General features: G+C 59.4%; 14 protein-coding genes and 1 pseudogene. 9 read left to right on the top strand and 6 right to left on the bottom strand.

The window, feature by feature from the left end:
* Nucleotide 1: 1 nt before the first annotated feature.
* The 7 genes from nadC to EJ075_RS16935 all read left to right on the top strand — a co-directional run bounded on the left by nadC (nt 2) and on the right by EJ075_RS16935 (nt 7,887).
* Nucleotides 2-883: a carboxylating nicotinate-nucleotide diphosphorylase gene (gene nadC / locus EJ075_RS16965; RefSeq protein WP_024505570.1), complete on the top strand. Its 882-nt coding sequence runs from the start codon at nt 2-4 to the stop codon at nt 881-883.
* A gap of 206 nt (nt 884-1,089) precedes the next feature.
* Nucleotides 1,090-2,058, top strand: coding sequence for a biotin synthase BioB (gene bioB, locus EJ075_RS16960; protein ID WP_245458206.1), 969 nt, complete (start codon nt 1,090-1,092; stop codon nt 2,056-2,058).
* Nucleotides 2,055-3,194: an 8-amino-7-oxononanoate synthase gene (locus EJ075_RS16955; RefSeq protein ID WP_024505572.1), complete on the top strand. Its 1,140-nt coding sequence runs from the start codon at nt 2,055-2,057 to the stop codon at nt 3,192-3,194. Before bioB ends, EJ075_RS16955 begins: the two co-directional genes overlap by 4 nt.
* Entirely contained in the window at nt 3,191-3,826 is a 636-nt protein-coding gene (gene bioD, locus EJ075_RS16950; RefSeq protein ID WP_126105044.1) for a dethiobiotin synthase, read from the top strand. Before EJ075_RS16955 ends, bioD begins: the two co-directional genes overlap by 4 nt.
* The gene (locus EJ075_RS16945; RefSeq protein ID WP_095486070.1) at nt 3,826-5,091 is read left to right on the top strand and encodes an adenosylmethionine--8-amino-7-oxononanoate transaminase; all 1,266 of its coding nucleotides are present in this window, start codon (nt 3,826-3,828) and stop codon (nt 5,089-5,091) included. The genes bioD and EJ075_RS16945 overlap by 1 nt, the downstream gene beginning before the upstream one ends.
* Nucleotides 5,088-6,071 (top strand): beta-ketoacyl-ACP synthase III, encoded by a 984-nt coding sequence (locus EJ075_RS16940; protein ID WP_095486069.1) that lies wholly within the window; start codon nt 5,088-5,090, stop codon nt 6,069-6,071. Before EJ075_RS16945 ends, EJ075_RS16940 begins: the two co-directional genes overlap by 4 nt.
* A gap of 172 nt (nt 6,072-6,243) precedes the next feature.
* Nucleotides 6,244-7,887 carry an MFS transporter gene (locus EJ075_RS16935; protein ID WP_095486068.1) on the top strand — a complete coding sequence of 548 codons (1,644 nt, stop codon included), beginning with the start codon at nt 6,244-6,246 and terminating at the stop codon, nt 7,885-7,887.
* 233 nt (nt 7,888-8,120) lie between these two features.
* On the opposite strand, the gene hemN is transcribed toward EJ075_RS16935, so the two are convergent.
* A complete protein-coding gene (gene hemN, locus EJ075_RS16930; RefSeq protein ID WP_095486067.1) occupies nt 8,121-9,449 on the bottom strand; it encodes an oxygen-independent coproporphyrinogen III oxidase in 1,329 nt (442 codons plus the stop codon).
* 495 nt (nt 9,450-9,944) lie between these two features.
* On the bottom strand, nt 9,945-10,301 hold the full coding sequence (locus tag EJ075_RS16925) for a hypothetical protein (protein ID WP_091595902.1): 357 nt from the start codon (nt 10,299-10,301) through the stop codon (nt 9,945-9,947).
* Between the two features lie 547 nt (nt 10,302-10,848).
* Here EJ075_RS16925 and EJ075_RS16920 point away from each other — a divergent pair.
* Nucleotides 10,849-12,121, top strand: a pseudogene (locus tag EJ075_RS16920) (porin).
* Nucleotides 12,122-12,610: 489 nt separating this feature from the next.
* Here EJ075_RS16920 and EJ075_RS16915 read toward each other — a convergent pair.
* The 4 genes from EJ075_RS16915 to EJ075_RS16900 form a co-directional block, all read right to left on the bottom strand.
* Complete coding sequence (locus EJ075_RS16915) at nt 12,611-14,482, bottom strand: acyltransferase family protein (RefSeq protein ID WP_095486065.1); 1,872 nt, start codon at nt 14,480-14,482, stop codon at nt 12,611-12,613.
* Between the two features lie 83 nt (nt 14,483-14,565).
* Nucleotides 14,566-15,129 (bottom strand): CpaD family pilus assembly lipoprotein, encoded by a 564-nt coding sequence (locus EJ075_RS16910; RefSeq protein ID WP_095486064.1) that lies wholly within the window; start codon nt 15,127-15,129, stop codon nt 14,566-14,568.
* 9 nt (nt 15,130-15,138) lie between these two features.
* On the bottom strand, nt 15,139-16,560 hold the full coding sequence (locus EJ075_RS16905; protein ID WP_245329905.1) for a type II and III secretion system protein family protein: 1,422 nt from the start codon (nt 16,558-16,560) through the stop codon (nt 15,139-15,141).
* A gap of 71 nt (nt 16,561-16,631) precedes the next feature.
* Nucleotides 16,632-17,318: a response regulator transcription factor gene (locus EJ075_RS16900; protein ID WP_095486062.1), complete on the bottom strand. Its 687-nt coding sequence runs from the start codon at nt 17,316-17,318 to the stop codon at nt 16,632-16,634.
* A gap of 321 nt (nt 17,319-17,639) precedes the next feature.
* Between EJ075_RS16900 and EJ075_RS16895 the strand changes: the two genes are divergently transcribed.
* Nucleotides 17,640-17,924: a hypothetical protein gene (locus EJ075_RS16895; protein WP_126105043.1), complete on the top strand. Its 285-nt coding sequence runs from the start codon at nt 17,640-17,642 to the stop codon at nt 17,922-17,924.
* Nucleotides 17,925-18,151 lie beyond the last annotated feature (227 nt).

Here is an 18,151-nt window from a genome sequence, read left to right as displayed (position 1 = left end):
TATGACTTCATTCTCCCCCCTCCCCGCGACCCTGATCGAACCGATTGTGCGCGTTGCGCTCCTCGAAGACCTGGGCAGATCCGGCGACCTGACCACCGATGCGGTTATCCCGTATGATTGCACTGCCACGTTGGTGCTCAAAGCGAGGCAGGCGGGCGTCGTTGCCGGGCTCGATCTGGTCTCGTATGCCTTCCTTCTCGTGGAACCGGCGATCAACATCCAGATCTGGCGCCCTGATGGCAGCGAGGTTGGGGCCGGGGAAACCATTGCAAGATTGTCCGGACCCGCACGAGGCCTGCTCACGGCCGAACGCACGGCCCTCAATTTCTTATGCCGGCTGAGCGGCATTGCCACTGCCACAGCGGCCATGGTTGAGGCCGTGCGCGGTCACAAGGCGAGGATTGTATCGACGCGAAAGACGACGCCCGGGCTGCGGGCATTGGAGAAATACGCCGTGCGCGTCGGCGGCGGTGCCAATCACCGGTTCGGCCTCGATGACGGCGTGCTCATAAAGGACAACCACATCGCGATCGCCGGCGATATCCGCACAGCAATAGAGCGGGCGCGCGCCGCAGCAGGGCATATGGTGAAGGTCGAGGTCGAGGTCGACACGCTGAAGCAGCTCGATGCAGCGCTCGCGATTGGTGTTGACGCGGTGCTGCTCGACAATATGTCGGTCGAGGATCTTGCCCGCGCGGTTTCTATAGTGGATGGCCGTACGATCACCGAGGCGTCCGGTCGGGTGATGCCGAAAACGGCGGCGGCGATTGCGGCGACCGGTGTCGATCTCATCTCCATGGGTTGGCTGACGCACAGCGCCCCGATCCTCGACATCGGCCTGGACATGCCGGACCACCAGAACATCTGCAAGCACTTGAACTGAGGATTACGGCGTGAGGAGCAACATCAGCTCGGCAGACGTAGGAGGTGCTGGAAAGACGTGCCGCAGCTCGCCTTTAGCGAGTGTGCTCCAAAGCCAAGTCGGACCGGGCTTGCCGGTCGACAGACTCCTTAAGGCGTACCGGACTAGCAACAAAAGGTTTGACGATGACGATTGGAATGAACTCGGAGTTCGACGTGAACCAGACCATGCAATCGCTCGATGGAACGCCTCCGCGATGGAACCGCAAAGAGGCCGAGGCCATCTACGGCATGCCGTTCAACGATCTGCTGTTGCTAGCTCAGACGATCCACCGCCAGAACTTCGATCGAAACCGAGTGCAGCTGTCGCGGCTCCTTAACATCAAGACCGGCGGCTGCCCCGAAGATTGCGGCTATTGCAGCCAGTCTGCGCATTACGAAACCGGGGTGAAGGCGTCGAAGCTGGTGGACGCCAAGCATGTCATCGACGAAGCGGCCAAGGCGCGTGATGGCGGCGCAACGCGCTATTGCATGGGCGCGGCGTGGCGAAGTCCCAAGGAGCGCGACATGGACGTCGTGGTCGCCATGATCGAGGGCGTCAAGGCGCTCGGCATGGAGACCTGCATGACACTCGGCATGCTCGATCTTGAGCAAGCTGCTCGCCTGAAGCAGGCCGGTCTCGACTACTATAACCACAACATCGATACCTCTGAGCGCTACTATGGCGAGGTTATTTCAACCAGGACTTTTGCCGACCGGCTGGAAACGCTTGGGCACGTGCGCGCGGTTGGGATGAAAGTCTGCTGCGGCGGCATTGTCGGGATGGGAGAAGAAAAGACCGATCGCATCGACATGCTGGTCACGCTCGCGAACCTGCCCGAGCCGCCGGAAAGCGTGCCGATCAACATGCTTATTCCCATCGAAGGCACGCCGCTTGCCGCGGCCGACGCCATCGATCCGATCGATTTCGTCCGCATCGTTGCGCTCGCGCGGGTGATGATGCCGAAATCCTTTGTAAGGCTGTCCGCCGGCAGGACGGCGATGAGCGACGAAACGCAGGCGCTGTGCTTCTTTGCCGGCGCCAATTCGATCTTTGTCGGCGACACGCTGCTGACGGCGGGAAATCCCGGCGAGGACAAGGATACCCTTCTGTTCCGGCGCCTCGGCATTGAGCCTATGGAACTCGCCACGCAATGAAGGAGGCAATTCTTGCCCGCTATGACGCAACCTTGCGGGGACTGGGGCGCAAGGACCGGTTGCGGACGCTCGCACCGCGCGCCGGGCTCGACTTCTCGTCGAACGACTATATCGGACTTGCCGCCTCCAAAAGACTGGGCGATGCGGTTTCGACGGCGATTGCGCGGGGCACGCCAGTGGGCGCCACCGGATCGCGGCTGTTGCGCGGCAATGCACCGGAACATGAGCAACTGGAGGCGGACGCAGCGGCATTTTTCGGAGCCGAGCGTGCACTGTTCTTCGGCAGCGGCTATATCGCCAACTTCGCTCTGCTGACGGCCCTGCCGCAGAAAGGCGACCTGCTGGTCCTCGACGAGCTCGCTCATGCCAGCATGCATGAGGGTGCCCAGGCCGGGCGCGCTGAGTTCAAGCTGGCCGCGCACAACGACGTCGACGCTGTCGAGGACGCAATCACCCGCTGGCGCGCCGAAGGCGGCATGGGGCGGGTGTGGATCGCCTTCGAAAGCCTTTACAGCATGGATGGCGACCGTGCGCCGATGGAGAGCCTGGTCGCGCTGGCTGATCGGTACCAGGCATTCATCGTCGTCGATGAAGCGCATGCCACCGGCGTCTGGGGACCGGACGGCCGGGGACTGGCCGCCGCGTATGAAGGCCGCGACAACATCGTCACGCTCCACACATGCGGCAAGGCGCTTGGCGCATCCGGCGCGCTCGTTACCGGACCGCGAACACTGTGCGACTATCTTATCAACCGGTGCCGGCCATTCATCTATGCGACCGCACCATCGCCGCTGATGGCAGTCGCGGCACGTGAGGCGCTGACTATTCTGTCTGACGAGCCTATGCGTCGTGCTCAGTTGCACGAGCGTGTCGCTTTCGCGAGCCGGCAATTGGCCGAACGCTGCGGCGTGATGCCCAGCGGCTCGCAGATCCAGCCGCTTGTGATCGGCGATAACAGCCGCACCATGGCGGTGGCGGCAGGACTGCAGGCACGCGGCTTCGACATACGCGGCATTCGCCCGCCGACAGTGCCTGAGGGTACGTCGCGCCTGCGCATTTCGCTGACTCTCAACGTCGACGAAGCCGACATTTCCGCCATGGTCGAGGCTCTCGTCGGAGTGTTGGCCACAGCATGACCAAACGCATCGTCGTCACCGGAACAGACACTGGAATTGGCAAGACAGTGTTTTCGGCCGGACTTGCCGGGCTGCTCGACGGCTTCTACTGGAAGCCGGTGCAATCGGGCCTCGACGAGGAGAGCGACAGCGAGGTCGTCGCCCGGCTTTCCGGCTTGCCCGACGGACGCGTGCTGCCCGAAGTCTATCGACTGACGATGCCGCTGTCGCCGCATCGATCAGCCGAAATCGACGGCGTCGCGATCGAGGCCGACGATCTTTCATTTCCGGTCCTGCCGACACCGCTCGTCATCGAAGGCGCCGGCGGGCTGATGGTGCCGCTCAATCGACAGACAAGGTTCATTGACATATTCGAACAATGGCGGCTGCCGGTCATACTGTGCGCCCGCACCGCGCTTGGCACCATCAATCATACGCTGTTGTCGATCGAGGCCCTGAGAGCCCGCTCCATCCCGCTCATCGGCATTGCCTTCATTGGCGAAGAGGTGGCCGATACACAAAGGACAATCGTGGAATTCGGCGGCGTGCCGCAGCTGGGCAGGCTGCCGCACCTCGGTCCGCTGACGGGTGAAACGTTGAGAGATGCAATGATTTCCGGCTTCGACCTGGCCATGATTGCCGGAGGCGACTGATGGCGCAGTCTCGAGTCTGGCATCCGTTCACGCAGCACGCGCTAGAGCCCTCGATCCCTGAAATCGTGCTGACTGAAGGCGCCTATCTCCACAAGGCCGACGGCTCCCGCATCCTGGATGCGATTTCTTCCTGGTGGGTCGTCACTCATGGCCACCGCCACCCCCGCATCATGAAGGCCATCGAGACGACCGCGTCGAGCCTCGACCAGATCATCTTCGCAGGCTTCACCCACGAGCCGGCCGAGCGCCTGGCCGAGGCGCTTGTCGGCCTCGCACGCGCCGGCCTTGACCGGGTGTTCTATTCCGACAGTGGCTCGACCTCCATCGAAGTCGCGCTGAAGATGGCGCTCGGCTATTTCCGCAACATCGGCGCGCCGCGTTCGCGCATCGTCGTCATGGAGCACAGCTATCATGGTGACACGATTGGGGCGATGAGCGTCGGCGCCCGTGGCGTGTTCAACGCCGCCTACGAGCCCTTGCTGTTCGAGGTCGACACCATCCCCTTCCCGGCCGCCGGGCGCGAGCAGGAAACGCTGGATCGGTTCGAGGCACTCTCCCGCGACCGGCGCGCCGCCGCGCTGATCGTCGAGCCGCTCGTGCTCGGCGCCGGCGGCATGCTCATGTATCCGGCCTGGGTTCTGACCGAATTGAAGAGGATCACTGAGGCCGCCGGCACGCTGCTGATCGCCGATGAAGTGATGACCGGCTGGGGGCGCACCGGAACCATGTTCGCCTGCGAACAGGCGTCCGTCTCGCCGGACATCCTGTGCACCTCGAAAGGTCTGACCGGTGGTACCATCCCGCTGGCCGCCACGATCGCCACCGATGCCATCTTCCAGGCTCACTATTCCGAGGATCGCAAGAAGACGTTTTTCCATTCGAGCTCCTACACCGCCAATCCGATTGCATGCGCGGCGGCACTTGCCAATGTCGAGATCTGGCACGACGAGCCGGTGGCCGAGCGGATCGCGGCCTTGAGCGAGCGACAGGCCGCCGGGCTTCGACGCTTTCGCGACAACCCTCGCTTCACCGATTGCCGGACAACCGGCACCATCGCGGCAATCGACCTACGCACCGGCTCAGCCGGTTATCTGGCCGAGATCGGGCCAAAACTGCGCGCTTTTTTTCTTGAGCGCGGCCTGCTCGTGCGCCCGCTCGGCAATGTCCTGTACCTTCTGCCGCCCTATTGCATTACCGGCAACGAGTTGGATGGGCTCTATGACGCCATCGAGGAGGCCGGCGAACGCTTCGGCTCAAAGCCATGAGCCGATCATCGCGCATTCTCGGGCTTGGCCATCATGCGCCCGCGCGCAAGGTGGAGAATCCGGAAATCGAAGATCGTCTCGGGCTTGAACCCGGCTGGATCGAGCGGCGCACCGGGATACGGTCGCGCTTCTGGGCAGCGGACGAAGACACGCTGTCGGCCCTTGCCGCGCACGCCGGCGACATGGCGCTGACCAATGCCGGTATCGACCGCGGCGACATCGGCCTGCTGTTGCTCGCTACCTCCACACCCGATCATCTTCTGCCGCCAAGCGCGCCCCTGGTCGCACATCGGCTGGGACTAGGTCGCGCCGGCGCGATCGACCTGACCGGCGCCTGCGCCGGCTTCATCTATGCGCTGATGTTCGCCGACGGCTTCACCCGCCTGCACGGCAGGGCGGCCCTTGTCATTGCCGCCAACATCCTCAGCCGCCGCATCAATCCGGCCGAGCGCGCCAGCGCCGTGCTGTTTGCCGATGCCGCCGGCGCCGTGGTGATCGGCTCGTGCGACGACACTGACCGGGGCATTCTTGGCGCTTCGGTGGATTCCGACGGTTCGGGCTACGGGCTGATCCAGATTCCCGCCGGCGGAAGCAACACCCCGTTCCATGGCGACCTCGACCTCGAGCAGACACGGATGACGATCACTGACGGCCGTGAAGTGTTCAGCAAGGCCGTGGAGATGATGACCGCCTGCTCGAGAGATGCGCTCACTGCTGCCCGACTGAGGCCGCAAGACCTCGATCGTTTCGTGCCGCATCAGGCCAATGCTCGCATTTTCGAGGCGGTCGGCGGGAATCTCGGCATCGCAGATCACTCGATCGTCAAGACGATCGCCGAGTATGGCAACTCTTCCGCCGCGACGATCCCGCTCTCATTGTCGCTCGCCCATCGGGCGCAGCCGTTTCGGCCTGGCGAGAAAGTCCTCTTGGCGGCAGCGGGTGCGGGTCTCAGCGGCGGCGCGCTTGTCGTGGGAATTTAGTAAAGCGACGCTTGCGCACAGGACTGCTCATGAATGAGACTATGAGAATGGCTCAATACGTAAATAGTCGCCGGCAAGCTCCATAGAGCTGGTTCCGTGCGGTGCTCCGCGATGTCTAAGTACCGAACCGCTTGCTCAAATCGCAGCGCTCATCGAAGGCCAGCAAAACCTCATGCAGAGCGAAAATCCTCAACCGCCCGTTTCAAAGACGCTGGCTCCATTTCGAAACAAGGTGTTTCGCTCAATTTGGACGGCCACCCAGATTTCCAGCCTGGGTTGGCTAGTGCAAACGGTCGCCATCAGCTGGCTTATGGCAACGATTTCTGCGTCCGACCTTATGGTTGCACTCGTCCAGGCCGCATCTACATTGCCGGTGTTCTTCCTCTCAGTTTTCGCCGGAGCCATTGCCGACAACTTCAGCCGCCGGTGGGTGATGTTTGCGGGACACTGCCTGATAGCTTCGGCGTCGACGACGCTGATGATTTCTGTGGGTCTGGGATTTGTCAGTCCTTGGCTGATTCTCGGGTTAGGTTTCCTGGCCGGCTGCGGCTTTGCCTTGAATGATCCGGCCTGGCACGCTTCGGTCGGCGATATCCTTCACAAACGCGACATTCCGGCCGCAGTGACGCTTATGTCCGTCGGATACAACATTGTGCGCAGCGTTGGTCCGGCCTTGGGGGGCGTGATCCTGGCCGTCTTTGGGCCGCTGGCCGCTTTCGCCTTGGCTGCGGTGAGTGATCTGGCGCCTATAAGCGCGATATGGCGCACCAAATGGGAGGTCCGCTCTTCGCCTCTCCCTCGTGAGAGAATGACGACGGCAATTCATGACGGAGTGCGCTTTACGGCGATGTCTTTGGAGATCAGGGCAGCGACCGCCCGAGCAGCTCTTTTCGGATTGGCAAGCATCTCCATTCTGGCGTTGCTCCCTCTCGTCGTCCGGGATCAGTTGAAGAGTGGGCCAATTGTCTACGGTATCTTATTGGCCGGCTTCGGCATGGGTGCTTTCATAGCGGGCATGGGCAACGGCTTCTTGAGGAAGGTCACGTCTCAAAACAGGCTGGTGGCCTTCGCCTCTGTGGCTTGTGCAGTCTGTTGCCTCTCCCTTGCCCTGACATCGTCGGTTCCTGTGGCGGCCATTTCGCTGGCGCTCGGCGGAGCGGGTTGGCTTATCACCTGGACGGGCATTGACGTGTCGGTGCAGTTGGCAAGCCCAAGGTGGGTTGTAGGCCGCACGCTCTCCATTTACTACGCCTTGAGCGCAGGCGGTATGGCTGCTGGCAGCTGGATCTGGGGTTCTGTCGCGCAAAACTATTCCTTGACCTCAGCATTGGAGGGCGCCGCGGGCGCTCTGTTGCTGGTTGCAGCAGCGGGGATCGTGTTGCCGGTCCGTCCCTGGGAAGAAACGGATCAAGAAAGTTCAGTTTTTCATCCGCCGGACGTGGCTCTCGATCTGAAACCCAGAAGTGGCCCTATCGTGGCCAAGGTCGAGTATTTGATATCGGAGGAAAATATCGAGGCCTTTCTGGGCTACATGCGCACGCGGCGACACGTCCAGAGCCGTGCCGGTGCACGAAACTGGACGCTCCAGCGAAATCTGCAAACACCGTCACTTTGGACGGAGACATTCCGCACCCCCACCTGGATGGACTTTCTCCGCCTAAATCATCGACTCACCGCAGCAGATAAGGAAGTCGGCCAGCATCTCCTGTCACTGCATGAAGGAGAGCTGCCTCCGCAGACAGTGCTTTCGATTGAACGAACGACCGAGGCAATTCGTACCCGTACCTCGACAATCTTTTCTCGTCCTCCAAGATGACGCCAGCAAGCTGCTATCCAAGGACAGGGTGGATCACCGGTGCTTTGCAGAGCACAGCCTCACACCGAGAGCAGCGTGCTCCGAGTTGTGCGCTTTCGAGCGCACCCAGGCGAGATGATGGGAAACGCGGCGTCAAGTGGAAGTCCCCTGCATGCGCTTGCGGAGTCTTCTGCGAGAGCCCATGCCGACGAGCGCCAAACAAGGTCTGATGCCTTCCGAGTCGTGGCCTCAACTCATCGATTCGCGAGAAAAGCATCGAATGCAGCAGCAACGGCGCGAACAACAAAGCGGTGCTCCGGCCGCACGCGGATGAAGCCGTTTTCGACGTCCACGATCCCCTCCTCAGCCAGCGTCACCAAACGCTCAACTGAATCGAGAAAACGAGCTGGTTCGATTTCGTGGGCGGCACAGATGGTCGGCACGTCGGCCTCCAAATCGCACATCAGTCGCTCGATGATTGCTGCGCGCACCCGGTCATCGTCGGTCAGACGGTGGCCCTTTGATGTCGCCAGACGTCCACTTGCGATGTGCCGGGCGTAAGAATCCCGTGTTACTTCGTTCTGAACGTACCCCTCGCCGACTCGGCCAATAGCCGACGCGCCGAAGCCGATCACGGTCTTGCAAGTATCGGCCGAGTATCCCAGCGAATTACGCCGCAGACGCCCGGTCTTCTGCGCTAGCGCGAGTTCGTCGTCCGGCAAAGCGAAATGATCGAGCCCGATCTCCCGGTAGCCGGCGCCAACCAGTGTCTCGGCGACAGCTGCAGCCTGTTCGGCGCGAACATCGCCGTCCGGTAGACCTGCCTGCTCGATTAGGCGCTGATTCTTTATCACGGAAGGAATATGCGCGTAGCCGAACACCGCAAACCGGTTGGGGCGCATGGCGACCGCAGCCATCGCGGTCTGGATGCAGGACTGCACAGTCTGTTTCGGGAGACCGAAGATGAGATCGAAGTTGATATGGCCAACGCCATGCCGGCGGAGATTTTCGACGGCAGCGGCCGTCTGCACCTTACTCTGGATCCGATTGATCGCCTTTTGCACATCGGGATCAAAGCTCTGCACGCCGATGCTCGCGCGGTTGACACCGGTAGCTGCCAAGGCTTCGGCCATTTCCGGTGTGAACGTTCGGGGATCGATCTCCACGGCGATCGCAGCAGTTTTGCTGAAAGCGAAGTGGCGGCGTAGAAATTCCATCAGCGCCAAGTACTCGGCTGGCCCGATAAGGTGAGGCGTTCCGCCGCCGAAATGCACATCGCTCACCGGCAGCCCTTGCCGCGCTTGCTCCGACACCAAACTGATCTCCTGACGCAGCACCGCCAAATAATTAAGGATCGGGCCGTTGCGACGGGTGACCGCGGTAGGGAAGCCGCAATACCAGCACATGGATCGGCAAAACGGAATGTGGAAATAGAGCGACACCGATTCGTCGGCCGGGAGGCCCCTCAGCCATTCCTCATAATCGTCAGCACCAACCGCCGCAGAGAAGTCTGGCACAGTCGGATAGATGGTATACCAAGGCGGCCGGGGGTCCCGGTACTTTGTCAGGATTGAGGTGTGCAAGGAGCTGTCGTCCCACGTCGCTGATCCATCATTGTTTCGTTGCGCGCTCGTCCTGTCTCTGACCTAAGTCAGTGCGTCCCGCTTTCTCCGCGTTTTCAAGGCGGAGGCGGCGATGTCGCAGTCTCGCTTGGACAGGACGGTATCAACCGAGCGCGCGTGCCATGGTCCGCCTGAGGTGATGGTGCGGTGCCGCATTCAACGTTTGAGTACGTGACGCCGATGCAGTGTGCTTGAGGCGTCTGCGGAAGAACTTTGCAATGCGAAATTCATGTCCGACGCCAAACGTCGCAACGCACCTGTCAAGCCTCGTTCAGACGCCATCCAGGTCCAGCCAGCGGCCTTCCCTGCCGGCCGAAAAACCATACCGGCTTTAGCCACCGAGACGCTCTAAAGCTGACGTCCGCTCATTTGATGAAAGGAAGGCGCCGCTAGGGGGTGCACAAGGCTCCCCAGCTTGACGTCGCTTCGAGCGATGAGCGGCGGTGTGGCTTGTCGTCAAGCGCCGGGCAGCGTGCCCCCTACCGATATCCCGAAAAGATCGACCAAGATCGCCATCCCGACGCCACACGCGGTCTGGATGAGGCCGACCATGAAAATGCGATTGGCGCGTTCGTAGATGGGGCGGCGCAAGGAACTCATGTCGAGCAGCATGGACAGCGCTCTCATCTGCAGTGCGATGCCGAGCAGGATCGGCACTACGGCGAACAGATCGTAGAGTTGCCATGGCAAGGGGTTCGCCGCCCAATGAGTGAGGAAGCCGAGCGAAAAGGCAAGCAGGATACCCACGGCAGTGATTGTGCCGTTGCGGAAAATGGTCTCGATCAGTTCTTCCTTCGGATCGTGCTCGTCCAAGCGGCTTCCTTTCGTTGCTCTTTCCGTCGAGACTAAGTTCTCGAGAATGCTGTTCATCGCCAATTACTCGAGGCGAGCCGTAGGCAACCGTTTCAGGGTGCGATCCCTTCTCGCTATCGGCCGCGCAATGTACCTGCACGGCGAACTTACAGCGGCGAAAAGGTGCTTCGGCCACCATGCGACACATCGGACGTGGACGCCCTCTGTTCCTGGCGCAGCCCTTGCGGACCGCACGCGCGCAGTAATCCTTCTCGGTAGCGCATGAAGCGGCCTCCGTTGCGGTCAGACGGGAAGCCGTCGCTGTTAAACGAGACTGTCACATATCGAACATGGCGAACCGTGTCGCACATTGCTTTTCGCAGTGACCCTCAAAAAAAGTGATTCCAGCGAGACGAAGGCGCGTCGGCCCAATTTTGGTGTCGGCCGCATCTACGCTTCAGGTTGGCATGTCGCTTGCTGCTCTATTCCGAGGCTGCAGCGGTCTGACCGAAGTGTTTCACATATAAACGATAATGAATCTCCTAGCAGAAAACACTATTCTAAGTACATGTGGCTTCTACGCTGGATAACCTCCCATGTCAAGCGCTTTTACGTCCACAAATTGGAGACAACACGCACAAAATTTAGAGTAAAGCTTTCTCTTACGCCTCTATCCTTTTTATTCCTTCATGGAGATCTAGGCATGTACATCAAGAATCGTCTTCTCGGCTTAACTGCTCTGATCGCCGCCTCCGTCGTTCGAGCAGCTGGCGCCGAGCGGGAACCGGCCGAGTACATCAAGATCTGCGACGTCCTCGGCTCGGGGTATTTCTATATTCCCAACACCGACACCTGCCTGCGCATCGGCGGCTATGTCCGTTATGATATCGGCCTGGGTGATGTCCGATCCTATGACAGCGCAAGAACCTCGGATGTGAGAACTGGCGAGGACCAAGGCACTTGGCGAAACAACACACGCTTCACGTTCAAAACTTGGAGCGGCCAGCAGACCGAGCTCGGCGCGTTGACGACCTATACCGAAACCCACGTGAATTTTGGCAATAGCGCTAACTCGCGTGACAGTCCTCAGAACTATGATTTCAACAGCGGCCTCGCACTGGCTTCTGCCTGGGTCGAGCTGGGGCCTGCGAGTTGGCAAGGACGGGTCGGCCTTCGATACGTTTGTAAGCTACGCTGGCAACGTTCTCGATAGTATGCTCGTTCGGTCGGCCGGCTTCGACACCAATGTGGCTCAGTCCTACTTCGACGCCGGCAACGGCATTTCGACCGTGATTTCGCTCGAACAAGGATCGGGCTCAGCCGGTACTATCGACAGCTATATTCCGCACGTTGTCGCCGGCTTGAAATACACGCAAGGCTGGGGCTCGATCACCGGCGTCGCGGCTTATGACAGCAACTACGAAGCTTTGGCCGGCAAGATCCGTGTCGACGTCGCTGTCACAAACCAGCTGTCGCTGTTTGGACTGTTCGGCTACGGTTCCAATGGCAGTCTCAACGAGGACTCAAACGGCGCAATCGCCAATCATGGGCGCGGCTCGTACAAAATCTGGAACGGCCAGTGGGCTTTCTGGGCGGGCGCCACCTACGAGTTTGACGAGAAAACTTCGTTCAACCTTCAGGTCTCGGGTGATCAGCTCAAGGACTCTGGTGTGGCTGCAAACGTCGTCTATATGGTCGTTCCTGGCCTCACGGTCACAGCCGAGGTCGATTACGACCACTACGGCAACTTTGGCGTCGGCCCTGCCGACCCTACGACCGTCAAGGGCACGAGCAAGCCGAACAGCGTCGGCGGCATTCTCCGCCTGCAACGCTCATTTTGAAATCTCTCCAGCCGCGAGCATCTCTGGCAAAGGCACTTGCCTCGACAACGCACGTATGGAGAGCTTCTTTCGCCATCCTTGAAGTCTGCATCGACCGTCCACGGCCCATCGTACCAACTTGAGACTGAAAGGGGTGAGCCCTGTGTAATACAGCCTAGCCCTTGACCTGCCCAATGAACCGGCCAGGGGTGGTCAGTTCAAATTCGGGGCCGTTTAGAGGGCAGTGTGAGGCCGTGTCAGGTAAGTGCCACTGCTATGTCGGGACCGCGACACGCCTGTCGCTGTGGATGGCTGGAATTGCCCTTCGCGGCGCCATTCATTCTCTCAACATTTACGTGATAATGCACGCTTAGTCCGATCCGCGTGGCAGCACCCATCCTAGGTCGCTATCGGGTGGCCTTAAACCTGAACAGCTCCATCGTCGCGGCTGCTGCCGAAGCAGGAGCAATCACAGGGACCCGCACTGGTGCTTGTCAGCCGTCTGACCCGCTACTTCGTCTTAGGAAGAGCATTGTCTTTGCCAAAAGCCGGCCAGTATTTCGAGATTGCCAGTGTGGCGCCGGCTGAAGAGAAATGACCATAGTCGAAATACATAAACTCTCCTCTGTCGGAATAGGGGCAGCGTCCTGCGCTGCACAGGAATTTCAGCGGATCGATGAATGTGGCGCCTTTGGTAAATGAGCGCACACGTTCGTTGATGCCGGGGTCCATCGCCATCGGCCAGGACGTATCGTCCAGATTTTGGCGCTTGGCGAAGAACGCAATTTTCCGGACGTCAGTTGGGAACTGCGGAGACTGGCCGATGACAAACACGCGCACGCCCAGGGCACGAAGCGTATCGATTGTTTGCTGAAGACCGTCGAAGCCTCTGACCTCATAGTCACTCCATTTACCGCTGAGGATAACCGTCTTGATGTCCGCTTCCAAGATGATGTCCAAGGCCTTGCGATTGAACCGGACACAATCAAGACGAGCGTAAGAGTAGTAAGAGAGTATCGGCGGGCAGCCGGCGTACGTATATTCCACGATGTTCGCCTGCAACCGATTTATGTTAGCACCCAGGCCGGAAACATAGTGCGCGGCGAAGGAGTCGCCCCACAAAAAAACCGTTGTTGGAAAACCGCGAGTGCGCGTGCAATCCTCCATATTCCAGCTTTCGATCCGGCTGGTGCCCTCGTTGAAACAGATGCCATTCCTCCAGTCCCCGACGGAAATGCGCCGCTGGACATAGTCCGGAAACCGTTGCGGAAAGCCGTTGCCGAGCGCCCCCGCCGCTCCGCCGGCACAAAGAACAACGATCGCGAGCGCTGAAAAGGCGAAGATAGGCCCCGGGGCGGTGAAGGTCCTCTTCTGTCGAAACGGCTGCTCTACAAACTTCCAGGAGAATGCAGCCAATGCGAGGCTTGCCACCAACATCGCACCGGTCATCAACGGATCGAGTTTTTGGAACGAAAGATAATGCGCGAACGCATTGAGCGGCCAGTGAACAAGATACAACGAATACGAGATGAGCCCAATCCAGACCAGCGGCCGGACTTCGAGCATGCGGCTGGCGACCGTCGAGGGGGAATTTTGGCCAACATAGATCAGAAGGGCCGTTCCGATGCATGGATACAAGGCGTTGTAGCCTGGGAACGGATCACTCTCCGAAATCGCGAAGAACCCGATGGCGAGAAGGCCAAATCCGGCCAACCCCACCGACTCCATCAGGAATCGGTTGCCCAACGGCGGGGGGCGTTTGAGCATGAGCAGGGCGCCCAACATGAGTTCCCAGATTCGGGTCGGCAGCAGATAGAATCCGGCGGTGGGCGCCAGCGATGTCGCCATCACCGCCACTACGAAGCTGCAGAGAATTATCGGAAGAAGTGTCGTCAGCCAGCGCTTCCCGATGTAGCGATAGATTAGGAACATCAGGATTGGGGCGAAGATGTAGTACTGCTCCTCTACGGAAAGCGACCAGGTGTGCAACAGTGGTCGAAGCGCGGCATCGATCGAGAAGTAACTTGACGTTTTCCAGAAAAAAACGTTCGACCAGAAAGTCGAGGCAGCTATGATGCTAAGACTGAATTCGCGCAGATCCGATGGCAGAAGAATGAACAATGCCGCAATGCAGGTGAGAAGCATCACAAAGACGAGAGCCGGCAGAATGCGCCGGGCACGGCGCCAGTAGAAGTTGACGATCGAAAATTGGCCGCGTTCAAGGTCATCCAAGAGGCTTCCGCTGATTAGGTAGCCGGAGATGACGAAGAAGATATCGACCCCGCTAAAGCCACCCGGGATCGCCGAAATTCCGAAATGAAAGAGTACGACCGGAAGTACAGCAACAGCCCTAAGGCCCTCGATATCGCGCCTATATTGCATCCAGCGGTTCCTTTGATTTTAGATCAGGGCGAGATTGGAGCTTTCAATCCCCGGTAGGAGTGCTGCCAAGATAAGGGACGGTATCAGCCACCTTTATCCGTCCCGAATGTTCTGTAAGTGGCAACTGGTATAGAAGCACGATCGCCATCGCCGGACTTGACGGCCTGATTGTCGAGCAGATCGCGCGGATCGTTGACCATCACGGCCAGGTTATATCCTGTCGAACAACCAAGCGGCTGTTTGAAGGATTCTTCATTGGGTAAAGCACCATATGAGGGACAGACCGGCGGACGGGCGTGATAGACAATCGCCTCAATTCGCACTGAGCCGGCGTCGTGTTGATCGAGCAATTGAATGTTGTCTGCTTCGATTGCCAACTGCCTGGCCTGATGGGCTACCCGTGCGCTGAGCTGGGGCGAACCGCTGATCAGGAGGTGGAGGGCATCGAACCGGCCGCGACTGGCCTTGTCTAGGAAAACACGCAAACGCTGCCGTTCGGAAGCGCGCAGGCTTTGCAACGTCAGGACGGTGGTCTCCTCTCGGACAAGCATTGGTGCCGATGGTTCGACATCAACTGGCGTAGTGCTGGTGCAGCCACTTACGCTTGGTGCCAGAGCGACAAAGAGGATTATAAAACGCAACATCATTGGACGACACTATTCGATGATGAAGCCGAGACCGCCCTGGGCGCTTGGCGCGCCCGCACGGATAGCAGCGCGGTCTCGCGGGGGACTTGCCACGGAATTCGTCGGAGCGCCCCCTCCGTTCAAAGCCGGTGCCGCCCGCTCGGTAGGTGCGCTCATCTGGTTTGGGTTGGAGCCTGGTCTTACAATGTAAGGCGTAACTAGAATGACCAGTTCTGACTCCTCTTTTTGAAACGAGGACGAGCGAAAAAGCGGTCCCAGGATCGGCATTTCTCCGAGCCAGGGAAAGGCCCTGACATCATTGTTGACGTTCCGCCTGATTAGACCGCCGATTGCGAAGCTCTGCCCACTGGCGAGTTCGACGACCGTATCGGCTCGGCGCGTGGAAACTGCCGGCACGGAAATTCCGTTGATTTGCACGGCACCTTGCGTCGACAGTTCACTGACTTCGGGCGTTACGTGAATGTTGATTTGATTGTTGCTGAGAACTGTCGGCACAAATTCCAGACTGACGCCGAAGTGACGGAATTCAACCGATACCTGCCTGTTTTCCTGCAGGACAGGAATGGGAAATTCGCCGCCAGCGAGAAAGCTGGCTTTTTCACCCGACATGGCGGTGAGGTTCGGCTCAGCCAGGACGGAAGCTATATGCTCCTTGGCGAGCGCGTCGAGAACCGCGCTGACGTTGACGGCACCGTTGTCGAATCCGATTTCTGCTGTACCGCCACCCTGGGTTGAACCAGACCCAGCGCTTGCACCGCTTCCGCTTAGAACGCCCACTTTGAAATTGCCGATTTGACCGAAGGCGGACAGGTTGACGCCGAGTGACTTCATGGCGCTGCGTGAGACTTCGGCTACGCGCACGCTGAGGTTAACTTGCAGGGATCCAGTGACCTTGATGTTGTTGACGACTTGCGCTCCGTCGCCCAGATATTGCTCAGTGACTCTTTTTGCGGTGTCGGCGACCTCTGCGTCGGGCGCTGTCCCGCTAAGGATTGCGCCGCGCGGCGTATAGTTGACGCGGATGGGATAGTCGCCGACCTGCTCCCGCAACATGGCGCGTAAATCCCCGATCGGTTGCGTGACAACGATACGCAATTCGGCGAGAGGCTCGCCGTTGCCATCCAAGGCGAATAGGCTGGTCCGCCCCGATTTCTTGCCAAAGACGAAGATTGTTTTGCTCGATGGTGCCTGAAAATCCGCGATCGTGGGGTCAGCAACAAAGATGGTCGTGGCTGGCGCGGGCAGATGAACGGTCTCCCCGAGCGAAGAGGAAAGGGTCAGCGTGGCGTTGATGCTATTCGAAGCCGCACGCGGCGCGCCTTTGTCCTGCTTGTTTTGCGCCGCGACACCAAGTGGGAAAGTCACAATAAGCGCACAGAGGAGATGGCCCAGGTAACGGGGCACTGCAGGTCTAGGAACCTTGATGGCGATCGCCCGCCAATTGAGCGCAGGGCAAGGATGTTGAAGGATCAGCAAAATAGATCTTCTTTCGATTCGACAAACTATGCGGATGACGCGTCAGTCAATTCTAGAATGTAACCAATGCCACGGATGGTCTTGATCCGTGGCGTTGCACCTGATCTGGTCAGATGTCCACGTAAACGATAGATTCCGACTTCAAGCGCGTTGGCAGACACGTCGTCGTTGAACGAATAGAGGTGATCTTCCAACTGCGCACGGGGCACGATGCGGCCTGCCCGGTTAAGCAGATGCTCTAGAATACAGAGTTCGCGACGTGCGATCATCATTGGGTGCCCAGCAACGAAAACCTGTCGGGCGACCGGATCGAAGTTGAGATTGCCAAATACGAGCCTCAGGTCGGTCATTTGTGTCGCCCGGCGCAGAATGGCTCTCATTCTGGCGATAAGCTCATCGGTAGAGACGGGTTTGAGCAGAAAGTCGTCCGCACCACCGTTGAAGATCGCAATTCGCTTATCGAGATCGTTGAGGCTGCTCATAATGACGGCAGGAACTGAATGCCCGTGGGTCCTCAACTGCCTCAGCCAACCCAAGCCATCGCCATCTGGCAGAGCCAATTCCAGCAGGAGAATTTCATAGCTGGCGCAAGAAAATGCACTCGAGGCCAGTTCCAGAGTACCAACGACATCAACGACGAAGCCGCCATCCCCGAGCGCAAGTCGCATGGCGCGCGCAAGATCCGCATGATGATCCACGAGCAGCGTTCGCATTTCATCTCCTATCGAAGAGGGACGGCCCATCGAACGCGTCACCGGCGGCCATCTGATCGGAGCACACGGCGCGCAACTCGTCGCAGCTCTCGGAACTGGTCCGAGTCGGAGGGACATGCAAGTCGCTCGGTGGCAATAGGCGCGGGTGAGGACCAACTGGCGGGCTCAAATACGCCGGTCGGCGAACCCACGACGCCAGCAACCCGCGTGCGATTTCTCGTTGCATCATCTCTCCTACGTGCAGCCCCTACGCTCGCAAGGCAGCGTCGCGGCTCAGAGCCCGATTCCCACAGAGGGTAGGGTTAGCTTTCGAGAAACTGATTGAACAAATCGATTATTTGGATCAAATGCATCCACGGTATGGATGCAGCGCCGCATCTTCAACGACTGCGGCGTCCTGATGGATTCTTGTGTCTGTCGTGCTCTGCTTTTTTCGCTGTCCTTCAAGGCTGGCGAGTCTGGTGGAACCTGCGCGTCATTGGCTGTGGTAGCTTGATGCTCAAAAATGGAGCGCCCCGCGGAAAGCCGCTCTCAGATTTCCAAAAAGCCTTGCTGGTCCAAAAGAGCACTTCGCGTCTCGACACCAAAATGGGCGAGGAAAACTGACGTCTGACAGGGATGTGTATGCAACAGCCGATTTGCGGCACCAGGAAACGACCGCGTTCAGGCTGGAGATCGACGACCAACGTCCTCGATTTCCGCATTCAGGCCACGACGATCGACCGCTTTCCAAGCTCTTCCTGTGCGGGCGGATGCCGGCAAACAGCAGCACAGGGTCAGGGAAACCGCGAGCGGGCCTGCTTGATCGCCATGATCACATTGCCGCTGTTGCG

Source organism: Mesorhizobium sp. M6A.T.Cr.TU.016.01.1.1, from assembly GCF_003952585.1.
GTDB classification, from domain to species: domain Bacteria; phylum Pseudomonadota; class Alphaproteobacteria; order Rhizobiales; family Rhizobiaceae; genus Mesorhizobium; species Mesorhizobium mediterraneum.
This window is presented reverse-complemented; position numbering and strand designations above follow the sequence as displayed.